The following is a 12,313-nucleotide window of genomic DNA, read 5'->3' as shown; positions in this document are numbered from 1 at the left end:
CCTATGAAAACATTTAAGAATTATTTAGTAGGAGGCGCTACCTTTATTCTCCTACTTACATTAGTGGCTTGTTCAGAGCCTACTTCTGAAAAAAGTGCGGCAGAAGCCAAATTAATTACGGAACAAGACACAGTCTTTATTGGTTTCTTACTCGATACATTACAAGATGAACGTTGGTATAATGATAAAGAGTTGTTTGAGGAAGAAGTTGCTAACCTAGGCGGTAGAGTTAAAACTTTAGCAGCTAACGGATTGGATGATGTTCAAATTAGTCAAGCAGAGCTTCTTATTGAAGAAGGTGTAGATGTTTTAGTCGTCGTTCCTCGTGATGCAGCGGCATCTGCTGCCATTGTAGAATTAGCGCACGAAGCAGATGTTAAGGTTATTTCATATGACCGATTAATTACCAACTCTGATCTTGATTACTATATTTCTTTTGACAATGAACGAGTGGGAGAGCTTCAAGCCCAAGAAATTGTTAACAATGTAGACACAGGTAACTTTGCTTATATTGGTGGAGCGGAATCAGATAATAATGCAATTCTGTTTCGCCAAGGGGCAATGAATATTCTGCAACCACTCATCGATAATGGAGATATTGAGTTAGTCTATGATCAATACACTGAAGGATGGAACCCCGATGTAGCAGAAGAAAACATGCTCTCAGCTTTGGATGAGCAAGGGGATGATATTGACGCTGTTGTGGCTGCAAATGATGGGACAGCTGGCGGAGTCATTAACGCCTTGTCAACAGTTGGCTTAGATGGCGAAATTCCTGTTTCAGGACAGGATGCTGAGTTGAACGCTGTAAGGCGCATTGTCGACGGCACACAAACGATGACTGTCTATAAATCCATTAACACATTGGCTGTCCAAGCAGCAGAAATGGCTTTTAAAGTAGCGGCAGGAGACGATATCCCTACAGAAACAACGGTTAATAACGGCCAAATTGACGTACCATCCATATTACTAGAACCAATTACGGTGACAGAGGATAATATAGATCAGACGATTATTCAAGATGGTTATTTAAGTGAAGACGATATTTATAACACTCCTTAAAGGGCAATAAAAGCTCCACCCTCAAAACTTCAGAAGATCGAAAAATTTAGAGGGGGATAAACTGCCCCTAAAGGTTCGATAAGTTAAACTAACAATCAGTGGAGGATGAAGTAAACCCCCACTGATTGATGTTTAGCTTTATAATTAAAATCACATTAATTTTAGCGGGATCGCGTCTCAAGGGCGGTCTCGCTTTTTTGATGTAAATATAGACATGGTCAGAAAATATTAATGAAGCTCGCGATAGCGGCCAGGGGACATACCTGTCAATTTTCGAAAAGTAGCAATGAAATGACTCGGAGAGCGAAACCCAGTCATCTCGGAAATGTGCTTTATCGTACGAGTATCAGAGTTTAGCAGGAGGTTCTTTGCTTCCTTTATGCGTAAACTAATAAAAAAAGCGTAAGGTGTAATATGATACGTTTTGTAAAATAGATCATTGAAGTGCCGTTTAGAAAGATTTAGAAGGCTTGCCATATCTTCTAAACCTGCTTCTGGGTTAGAAATATTGTGTTGCATCCAAACGATGACATCATTCAAATCTCGTTCAGCTCTTAACAAACGGTTTTCCTTCAGCTGAGCATAACGGCCCATTGTCAACAAAAACTCATACACAAGACTGGATGTTTTAATATTAAAAGTATCGCGCTTTGTCTCTTCCTGTTTAAGAGCTCTTTCAATAAAAACAGTAAGGGGTGCCTTCTTATCCCACGTAAAAAAAGTTGTTTTATAAAGGTTAAGATTAGCTAGAAGCTCTTTAACAAATGGGCCATCAAACGTTAAATAGCACGTTTCCCACCTTTCATGTGACTGTTTAATATATGAGTGGGGGACATTTGGCATGAACAGAACACCATGTGCTGGAGGAAGGGTAATGATTTGATGCGCATAATGGACTGTCCCGGTTCCATTGATTGATTGTAGCCAATGAAAATACGGGTAGCCATTATGACGTGTAATCGCCTCTTGATCTGGGTTATAGCCAATTGTTTCAGCAAACAGCGGCAATTTTTTCTCATTTAATGGGATGACAAACTCTTTTCTCAGTTCCATATGAAAGTGGCCCCTCTAAAGAAATCATTCGAATAAAACGAACCTTCAATCAGTGGAATGCTCCCACTGGTTGGTCGTTGCGTAAATTAGGACATGAGCGTCCGTTATCTGGGATAAATATTTCCTTATTCTTATATCCATATCTATAATATTATATTTCACCCATATTTGTAAGGGGTTACAATCTATTTATAATGATACTGATCTAATCCCTGTTGCCACTAGTAGATCGGGACTTTTTTAAACAGGTATTCGGTCAAAAAAGGAGGAAATCATATGATTAGTAAACAACTACCTAAAATTTGGTATGGTGGTGATTACAATCCTGAACAGTGGGATAAGGATGTATGGGATGACGATGTGCGCATGTTTAAATTAGCTGGCATCGATGTAGCTACGTTGAATGTGTTTTCTTGGGCACTTAACCAGCCCGACGAAACAACGTATGACTTCAGTGGCCTTGATGCGCATATTAACAGGCTTTATGACAATGGGATATACACATGTTTGGCAACAAGTACAGGCGCTCATCCAGCATGGATGGCCCGCAAGTATCCTGATGTCTTAAGAGTTGATTTTCAAGGGAGAAAACGGGCTTTTGGCGGGCGGCATAATTCATGTCCGAACAGCCCAACCTATCGTAAGTATTCAGAACGAATGGCTGATAAGCTTGGAGAAAGATATAAAAATCACCCAGGTGTTTTAATATGGCACGTGTCGAATGAATATGGTGGGTATTGTTATTGTGAAAATTGTGCTTCTGCTTTTAGAGAATGGTTAAAAAAGAAATATGGATCCCTTACCCGGCTTAACAAGACATGGAATACAAGGTTTTGGGGCCATACATTCTACGATTGGGAAGAAATTGTTCCTCCGAATGCGCTAAGTGAAGAGGGAGAAGGAAATGTCTCTGCTTTTCAAGGTATTTCACTGGACTATCGTATTTTTCAATCTGAAAGTTTATTAGAATGTTATAAAATCGAGTATAATGCGCTTAAAAAGCATACACCAGACGTCCCTATTACAACAAACCTAATGGGGACATACCCAGAACTAGACTATTTTAAATGGGGGAAAGAAATGGACGTTGTGTCTTGGGATAGTTACCCTGGAATCGACACCCCCGTAAGCTTGACGGCCATGAATCATGATTTAATGCGTGGGTTAAGAAGTGGACAGCCGTTTATGCTCATGGAGCAGACACCGAGTCAACAAAATTGGCAGCCTTATAATGCCCTTAAACGACCAGGTGTTATGCGGTTATGGAGTTATCAAGCTATCGCCCATGGCGCGGATACAATTATGTTTTTCCAACTACGTCGGTCTATCGGTGCTTGTGAGAAATATCATGGGGCCGTGATCGAGCATGTCGGCCATGAGCATACACGTGTTTTCCGTGAAACGGCAGAATTAGGTAAGGAGTTGGAGAACTTATCTGATAGATTGTTAGATGCAAGAGTGAATGCGAAAGTAGCTATCGTGTTTGATTGGGAAAATCGCTGGGCTATCAATTTATCAAGTGGCCCATCTGTCTCCCTTGATTATGTAGATGAAGTTCATAAATATTATAAAGCCTTGTATGACAGAAATATTCCTATTGACCTAATCGGTGTTGATGAGGATTTAAACCAATACGACATCGTCATTGCCCCTGTCTTATATATGGTTAAAAGCGGCTATGCTGATAAATTGAAAGCGTTTGTCAAAAATGGTGGTACGTTCATTACCACTTATTTTAGCGGTATAGTCAATGAACATGATCTCGTAACAGTTGGAGGCTACCCTGGTGAATTACGTGACTTACTGGGAATCTGGGTGGAAGAGATTGATGCCCTCGATCCAAAGCATGCGAATGAGATTGTAGTAGCGGATGACTGGGGCCGCTTATCAGGCCGCTATGAGTGTCGATTATTGTTTGACATTATTCACAGCGAAGGGGCGGAGGTTCTCGCCCATTATGGAACGGACTTTTATGCCAACACCCCAGTGGTTACATCCAATTCATTTGGGAACGGCCAAGCAATCTATGTAGGATCAAGTGCAGAACAACGCTTTGTGACAGATTTGGTAGCTTCTCTATGTGACCAAAAACAGATTAACCCTCTACTAAACACTCCTGATGGTGTGGAAGTGACCGAACGCGTGAAAGGCGACCAAACTTATTTATTTATTCTGAACCATAATAGCTCTCCAGCTAACTTTCAAATAGGAAAAGAAAAGCTTAATTTACTAACAGGCCAGATAGTGAAGGGCGAGGTGACCATAGCCCCCCGTGATGTGATGATTTTGAAATAGGATCGTAAGCCCCCCCTTGTATCGAAATGGTACAGGGGGGTTACATTGTCTCGGAAAAGGCGGAGAGTTGCTGAAAATTAGGATGGGGTTGCTGAAAACCCAGGAGTAGCTGCGTAAAAAAGAAGATTTGTTGCTGAAAAACTAGAGGTTAATGCTGAACTCAATAGGGGTTGCTGAAAATCAGGATAGAGTTGCGCAAATAAGAGGCTTTAATGCTGAAAAACCAGAGGTTAGTGCTGAAACTTGGAATCCTGTTGCTGAAATCCAGCCACCTAACACTAATTAGTCATGGTTAAAATCAATGATTCCTCTAGTTCTTTTCAGAAAAACATATGATATTATGTAAGTGCTTTCATGATAAATGCCCACTAACTAATCATTTATCCAGGAGGGGATAGCATGCGTGAGGAATACGCCATAACTAAATTTCCTAAGAAGGGACTGACAAGCGGTAAGCCGGCACAACGTTGGGAGGAAGCACTTGTCACAGGTAATGGCACGATAGGTGCCCTTATTTATGGAGATCCTTTAAATGAGACGATCATTTTAAATCATGAAAAGCTGTACGAGCCTTTTCATGACAGCATTATTCACAACAATGACTTGTTTCCATATGTCAATGAAGTTAAAGCATTAATGAAGCGAGGGAAATTTAAAGACGCGGCTGCATTATTTTCAAAAAAATCGGGCCATCCTCTTTATTTTACGGACGCTTATCACCCTGCATATGCGTTAAATCTCCAAACGAATCAAGTAGGAGAGGTATCACATTATTTTCGTACGGTTGACTTTACGTCAGGTGAGGTTTCAGTCCATTGGCAGGATATAAGAGGAAGGTTCTTTAAGCAACATTTTAGCTCCCGTACTCACAATGCCATCATTATACGTCTTTCTTCCGCTGATGGTGCTTTCATTCATGCAGAGCTTTCCATTGATGATTTAATGCCTGAAGAAGGGGTGGAATTGACAGAAATAAGCGCATCAGGGCATGATCTATCTTTTACTTGTTCCTATGAAAAAACGAAAAAAGGGTATGCTGGGATGTCTATTGTCTCCACGGGTGAGGGAACAATCACGGCAGAAAAAGAGAGTCTTCATATAAAAGGAACGAAGGAAATCACCATTGTGACGCGAATTGTCCCCCTTACCGATTATGCGAAACAAAAAGATGCCACATTATCAAGAATGAAGATGGAACTTAAGACTCTTGCTTCTATTTCCTATGAGGAACTCATGAACGCCCATCGCCTAGTACATGAAGAGATCTACAATAGAATGACTCTCACACTGGGTGAAAACACAGAACGACGTGTTATGACAGAACAGTTATTAGCTGAGCAAACAGGTGAGCTTGATCCGCATCTGTTACAGAAAATGTTTGAGATGGGGCGATATGTTTTGTTATGTTCGTCAGGGGATTATCCACCGAATTTGGTCGGCTTGTGGACAGGGGATTGGCGGCCACCATGGAGCGGTGATTTTACGGTGGATGCTAACCTTAACTTGGCAATTTCGGGGGCGGCTATCGGTAATATGAGCGAAGCATTGGAGAGTTATTTCTACTTAATTGAAAAAATTGCCCCTGATTGGGAAGACAATGCTAAAACTTTGTACGGGTGCCGTGGCTATTTAGCAGGAAGTCGGACAGATGGCAATCATAATATTCATACCCATTTTAATGAGGATTGGCCATTAGGTTTCTGGACCGCAGCAGCTGGATGGCTTGCTCTTCCATTTTATGAATGGTATGAAATTACAGAAGACACTACCTTTTTTAAAAATCGTGTGCTACCGCTAATGAAAAAAATTGCTCTTTTCTATGAAGATTTTTTAACTGAAACTGATGAGAACGGGAAATGGCTGTTCATTCCTTCTTATTCACCAGAAAACACACCGATTATTTCCGCAGAGAAAATAGCAGCAGGCTGGCAGGAACATCAGGCAACGATTAATGCCACGATGGATATTGCTGTGACGAAAGAAATCATGACACACCTCATTAAAACATGTAAAGAGCTTCAAATAGAAGAAGAGGAAATTCCTGTGTGGGAAGCTCTTTTGGCACAACTTCCTGACTATATGACCAACGAAGATGGGGCACTTAAAGAGTGGATCCATGAGGCGTTACACGACCGTTATGATCATCGGCATCTATCTCATTTGTATCCAGTATGGCCAGGTGATGAAGTGACACCTGAAGAGACACCAGAATGGTTTCGGGCGGCTGCGATAGCATTAGAGAAAAAGGAACGGGGCAATGGTTCTGCTCATGGTGTGATGCACTCTGGACTCGTGGCAGCACGACTAAAGAGGGTAGATTTAGTTGAAGAAAATCTTCGTTGGTTCCTTTCAAGTGATTATATATACACTAGTCTTGTGACTGCTCATAATCCAGGGAGAAGAATTTATAATGTGGACGCAAATTGCAGTCTCCCTTCGTTAATAATGGAGATGCTAGTCTGTAGCCGTCATGGGTTTCTGGAATTACTACCGGCTTTACCAAAAGCATTATCGAGCGGCTCCCTAACTGGTATGCTCTGTAAAGGTCAGCTAACGCTTAACAAAATAACGTGGCATTTAGAAAGTAAAACCATCAACGTCACCATCACCTCTCACAAAGTACAGCATGTTCAGCTCGTATATAGACATGGTATTGAACAAATCGCCATTAACGGAAAAGAGGAAACGATTCACCCTGATCAAACAGAGGTCCCCTTATTTTTTAAAGCGAATGAACGTAAGGAATTAATGTTAACTGTTAAGTGACTGAGCAAACCTCTAAAAAGTGCATGATTTCATGCGAAAAAATCCCTGTATAATTGTCTGTAGGTTCATTGTAAAATGAAAGCGCTATCTTAATTTGTTTGCGAGAGAACCGTCCGTAAAAGGCCCTCCTCAAAAAGCTATTTAGGTGGGAGACAACGGATGCTTATGTCTGACCAATCAGTAAAAACACCAACTGATTGAAGGTTCGTTTTATGAATGGTTTAGTGACGTGTCTGCATACGGTTTATAGAAAGAGTGAAGAAGACTAACTTTTGCTAATTTAGTGAACGAGGCTTGCGAGATGATAAAGGCGATATGGAGACAATTTAATCATATTAAAATAAGACAGAAGTTAATAATATCCTTTTTTGTTGTCGTCTTCGTTCCCCTCTTAATTGTAGGAGGGGTGTTAACGGCAGAGCTTAGAAAAACAGCTTTAAATAATACGATTGAGCAAACGACTGCTGATATGGCTAGGATTAAGACACGTGTAAGTGAAGTGATTACGCCAGCGATTAATGTGGTAAATTATGCGTTAGTTGATCAAAGGTTGAAGGATTTAGTCACGACAGAATATACATCTATTTATGAGGTGGTGCAAGCGTATAGCCATTATAATACATTTGATAATAGTGAACGGTTATACACAGGCATCTCGACTATTCGCTTTTTTGTAGAAAATGAAACGATGTTAAATAATTGGCAATTCATCCCTTTGTCTGAGGAAATGAGAAGATCAGCTTGGTATAAAGCCGCCCATAATAGTAGAGGACTGCTGTTGTGGCATTATAAAGAGGCCGCAATGGAAAAGGGGGAAGGGAACCAGTTAACATTGACACGTATCGTTCATTATCCGAATGATGACACCTATGGGATTATTGATGTTGAGCTAAATACGAATTACTTAAATTGGATATTAGCTCAAGAGGTCGTGCCATTAATGATTATTGATGCTGATCATCATGTCGTTGCCGGCAACCAACAAGAACTTATCGGTACACAGTTATCCGAAACGATGATCATACCGGTGTTAGTAGAAGAGAAAGAAGGCACATTGAGAGAGACTGTTTTTGATGAACCATCTCATGTGATCGTAGACCCAATTCTGCTTGAAAATAGTGCAAATGATCTTAGGCTCGTTGCAGTCATATCAGATTCCGACATTGTAGAGGATGCTGACAGGCTTAGCAGAACGGGCTTTGTCATTATGCTGATTAGTATGAGTGTCGCGCTCGTCTTAATCTATGGCTTTGCCCACCTTATTTCAACACGAATTGCTGAACTCAGTAAACATATTCATCAAGTCACCGAAGGCAACTTAACCGTCAATCATGAGATTCAAGGGCAGGATGAAATCGGTGAGCTTTCGCACCAATTTAACCTCATGACACTGAGTATACAAGCTTTACTAGAAGAAATTGAACAGCACAATCATGAAAAGCGAGAGCTGGAAACAAAACAAAGTACGATGAAATTTAAAATGTTAGCAAGCCAAATTCACCCTCATTTTCTATTTAACACATTAGAGACAATTCGCATGGAGGCGAGTATAAAAGGAGAAAAGGATCTGGCTCATGTGGTGAAAAAGCTAGGAAAGTTATTGAGGCATAGCATTGAAATGACGGGTGAACTCATTCCTATTAAACAAGAAATTGAAATGGTTAAGGCCTATTTAGACATTCAAAAGTTCCGTTTTAAAGATCGCTTAACGTATAACGTGACTTTAGATGAGCGAGTGGCAATGGTAGAGATCCCGCCGTTAGTTATACAGCCGCTTGTAGAAAATGCTGTTATTCATGGGATTCAGCATCGTCGAGAAGGAGGACAAGTTTTCGTTAACGTTCATCTTTTTCAGGAAGAGATTAACGTGGAAATTCGAGATAATGGTCCAGGGATGACAGATGAACAGCTGAGAAAAATAAGCTCCTTTATCACTAAGGAGGAAGAGGAGCCGGGACAGCGCATCGGGTTAAAAAATGTTCACGAAAGACTACGGCTCGTGTATAAACAATCGCCAGGTTTGCAAATTGATAGTCTACTTGATGAAGGAATGTCTGTATCGTTTTCAATACCAGTTATAACGGACAGCGATCGCTAGGGTCACTGGTGACATCAATTAAGCGGGGTGAAAAGAATGTACAATGTTTTAATTGTAGATGATGAGCCGATCGTACGCGAAGGCCTTAAAACGATCATTTCGTGGGAACATTATGGATTTCATGTAACTGGGACAGCGGAAGATGGAGAAGCTGCCTTAGAAAAATATGAAGATGTATCACCTGATTTGATTATTTCTGACATTCGTATGACAGGGATGAATGGTCTAAAGTTTATTGAAACAATTAGGGAGAATGATCAACGAGTAAGATGTCTATTGTTAAGTGGCTATGCTGACTTTGATTATGCGAGACAGGCTATCCAACACGATGTAGCCGGCTATTTATTAAAGCCTGTTGATGAAGAAGAATTGATAGGCTATTTAGCTCGTATTAAATCCGAGCTTATAAAAGAAGAAGAGCGACTACTACTAACAAAGCATGGACAGGAGAAAAGACAAGAGGACGTTTTAACCTCTGTCATCATGACACCTCCAATGTTAAAACGAGAGAAAGAACAACTCATCCAGCATGCAGTGGCGTCTGAATTAGATTGGGAGATGTATGACCTGCTCGTTATGTCTGTTGAACACCAACAAACAGGAGAGGTAGTATTACGTACAGCAAAAGAAAGGGTGAAAGCTTTAGTACAACATTCATCGGACAAGATCGTTTTTTTTCATGAGCCTTATGTAGGCATCTTGCTAAATGGTGCCATGGGATTTAAGGAAAAGCATGACTTGTATAAGAAAATTAAATCGGCTATGGCAGAAGAGCATTATGATATCACCGCAGCACTCGGGGGAAGTGTTGAGCGGTTAGAAACCTTGCATACATCGTTTGAAACAGCTCGTAATCTTATTCGGAAAAAGTTCTTCTATCCACGGGGGGAGCTCCTGTATGCAGAAAAGGAAGGCCGTTTAACACCTGAAGTGACATGTGATTGTGACACGCTAGTACATCAATTATATGCTGCGTTAGAGGTAGGCGTTTATCAGTCCATCCCTTCACTCGTTGAGAATATTCGCTTTGCAGGGGACTTTAACACATGTGAACGAATAGTAAAGCAGCGATATATAACGGTTCTTACAACGGTTCTAAACAAGTTGCTAGCATCCAAATCTGACAGGTCCAAACCGATCAAACACGCTCTAGATAAAGTGACACGAATTCACAGTATCGCTCATATAGAGGATCTCTTACAATTTACCGAAGAACTTATTTCATGTTTGTTTAATCAGCTGGATTATTCACAGGCTGATGGCCAGTTAAAGAAGCTACTATTCATGATGGAAACACACTACAATGAAAATTTAAAGCTTGAAAAGTTAGCGGAGGTTTTTAATTATAATAGTGCCTATTTAGGTAAATTATTTAAACGTTATACTGGTGACTATTTTAATACTTATTTAGATCACGTCCGTATTCGTCACGCAAAGGAATATTTATTACAGGGCTATAAAGTGTATCAAGTAGCTGAAATGGTAGGCTATTCTCATGTTGATTATTTTCATAGTAAGTTTAAGAAATACGTTGGTATTTCCCCGTCAAAATATCGGAAAAACAATACTTAAAAGAATGTCTTATAGCATCACAATCTATGATGACCTGCTGGCTGAATGTTATTTCAGTCAGCTTTTTTAAACACAGATAACCGTCTGTAAAGCGCTAGCTCCCGCCTCAAAATAGAGTGGATAACTAACGGCAATGGCTTGTAAAATCCTGATTACCTCAACTACCAATCAGTAGAAACAGAGCGAAAACGCTCACTGATTAAAGATTCGTTTTATTTGCCCTACGCTTAGTCAGGCGTCAAAATGGCTAAACCTAACTGCAGACTGATTGATATAGTCGATTATTCTAAGTGAGCGAGAGGAAATGCGTGATTTTCCCTTAGAAGAGAGGTATTTTTTCCTCCTGCTATTGATAGTTACTTGTGACCTTATTGGGATGTCAAGCTTCACAATGTTATTCCACATTCAGATCCATTTTTCATATGATTTTCTCCGTAATTATTGAGGTATTTCCTTGCGAAAACGTGCGCTATGATAGAGATGTGAACAGGAGGGGATCACGTGGAAATAGCAAAAAAGAAAGCGTATACAAAAATAGACCATTATAAACCGAAGAGGAATTTCTGGAGAACGATGAAAAATCAAAAAATCCTCTACTTGATGTCTGTTCCTGTCGTTATTTACGTCTTTATTTTTAACTATTTACCTGTGTGGGGGTGGACGATGGCTTTTCAAAATTATCGTCCAGGGAGAAGCTTTTCTGAACAGGAATGGGTGGGATTTGAGCATTTCATTGCGTTGTTTCAAGATAATCATTTCTATCTCGTGTTAAGGAACACGTTAGTTATGAGTGTCATGCTACTGATTGCGGGCTTTATTATTCCAATTATTTTTGCTGTTTTATTAAATGAATTGAAAGATTCATTGTTTAAAAGATCGGTACAAACCATTTCATATTTACCTCACTTTGTTTCATGGGTAGTGGTGGCGAGTATCGTCACTAAAATGCTTTCCACGGATGGTGGAATCGTCAATGAGGTACTTGTCTCATTGAATATCCTTGATAAACCTGTTCAATTTATGGCACAAGGGCATTTATTTTGGCTGATTGTCACTGTAGCAGATGTATGGAAGGAGATGGGATGGAATTCAATTATCTTTTTAGCAGCTATGGCTGGCATTGATCCTCAGTTATATGAAGCAGCAAGAGTTGATGGCGCAGGCAGATGGCGGAGAATTTGGCATGTGACGTTACCTGGTATTAGGCCAACAATCATGGTTATTCTCATATTGTCTATCGGAAATATGATAAGCATTGGATTTGAAAGACAGTTACTTTTAGGCAATTCCTTAGTCAGGGAATATTCTGAGGTACTGGAACTCTATGCGTTAAATTATGGGATTGGCATGGGGCGATATTCGTATGGGACAGCTATCAGCATCTTTAATTCGATCGTGAGCATTATCCTCCTTTTACTTGCCAATGGTCTGTTTAAACGTCTGACGAAAACAAGTGTTATGTAAGGA

The 12,313-nt window shown here is 40.2% G+C and carries 7 protein-coding genes; 6 read left to right on the top strand and 1 reads right to left on the bottom strand.

Annotated elements, in window-relative coordinates:
* Positions 1-3 precede the first annotated feature (3 nt).
* Complete coding sequence (locus BK581_RS09205; protein ID WP_078577893.1) at positions 4-1,062, top strand: sugar ABC transporter substrate-binding protein; 1,059 nt, start codon at positions 4-6, stop codon at positions 1,060-1,062.
* A 228-nt stretch (positions 1,063-1,290) separates the two neighbouring features.
* On the opposite strand, the gene BK581_RS09200 is transcribed toward BK581_RS09205, so the two are convergent.
* Complete coding sequence (locus tag BK581_RS09200; RefSeq protein WP_078577892.1) at positions 1,291-2,115, bottom strand: helix-turn-helix transcriptional regulator; 825 nt, start codon at positions 2,113-2,115, stop codon at positions 1,291-1,293.
* A 276-nt stretch (positions 2,116-2,391) separates the two neighbouring features.
* On the opposite strand from BK581_RS09200, the gene BK581_RS09195 reads away from it, so the two are divergent.
* The 5 genes from BK581_RS09195 to BK581_RS09175 all read left to right on the top strand — a co-directional run bounded on the left by BK581_RS09195 (position 2,392) and on the right by BK581_RS09175 (position 12,310).
* A complete protein-coding gene (locus BK581_RS09195) occupies positions 2,392-4,410 on the top strand; it encodes a beta-galactosidase (protein ID WP_078577891.1) in 2,019 nt (672 codons plus the stop codon).
* 399 nt (positions 4,411-4,809) lie between these two features.
* On the top strand, positions 4,810-7,176 hold the full coding sequence (locus BK581_RS09190; RefSeq protein WP_078577890.1) for a glycosyl hydrolase family 95 catalytic domain-containing protein: 2,367 nt from the start codon (positions 4,810-4,812) through the stop codon (positions 7,174-7,176).
* Between the two features lie 301 nt (positions 7,177-7,477).
* Entirely contained in the window at positions 7,478-9,274 is a 1,797-nt protein-coding gene (locus BK581_RS09185; protein WP_078577889.1) for a sensor histidine kinase, read from the top strand.
* A 36-nt stretch (positions 9,275-9,310) separates the two neighbouring features.
* Positions 9,311-10,846, top strand: coding sequence for a response regulator transcription factor (locus BK581_RS09180; protein ID WP_078577888.1), 1,536 nt, complete (start codon positions 9,311-9,313; stop codon positions 10,844-10,846).
* A 573-nt stretch (positions 10,847-11,419) separates the two neighbouring features.
* Complete coding sequence (locus BK581_RS09175; protein WP_095995601.1) at positions 11,420-12,310, top strand: ABC transporter permease; 891 nt, start codon at positions 11,420-11,422, stop codon at positions 12,308-12,310.
* The last annotated feature ends 3 nt before the right edge of the window (positions 12,311-12,313 follow it).

Source organism: Salipaludibacillus agaradhaerens (genome assembly GCF_002019735.1).
Taxonomy (GTDB): Bacteria; Bacillota; Bacilli; order Bacillales; family Salisediminibacteriaceae; genus Salipaludibacillus; species Salipaludibacillus agaradhaerens.
The sequence above is the reverse complement of the archived record's forward strand: the minus strand, read 5'-3'. Positions and strand labels throughout refer to the sequence as shown.

Excerpts from the sequence above, each read along its gene's own strand:
- BK581_RS09205 (WP_078577893.1), top strand. The coding sequence starts at position 4 with ATGAAAACATTTAAGAATTATTTAGTAGGAGGCGCTACCTTTATTCTC.
- BK581_RS09190 (WP_078577890.1), top strand. The coding sequence starts at position 4,810 with ATGCGTGAGGAATACGCCATAACTAAATTTCCTAAGAAGGGACTGACA.
- BK581_RS09185 (WP_078577889.1), top strand. The coding sequence starts at position 7,478 with ATGATAAAGGCGATATGGAGACAATTTAATCATATTAAAATAAGACAG.
- BK581_RS09175 (WP_095995601.1), top strand. The coding sequence starts at position 11,420 with ATGAAAAATCAAAAAATCCTCTACTTGATGTCTGTTCCTGTCGTTATT.
- BK581_RS09180 (WP_078577888.1), top strand. The coding sequence starts at position 9,311 with ATGTACAATGTTTTAATTGTAGATGATGAGCCGATCGTACGCGAAGGC.
- BK581_RS09200 (WP_078577892.1), bottom strand. The coding sequence starts at position 2,115 with ATGGAACTGAGAAAAGAGTTTGTCATCCCATTAAATGAGAAAAAATTG.
- BK581_RS09195 (WP_078577891.1), top strand. The coding sequence starts at position 2,392 with ATGATTAGTAAACAACTACCTAAAATTTGGTATGGTGGTGATTACAAT.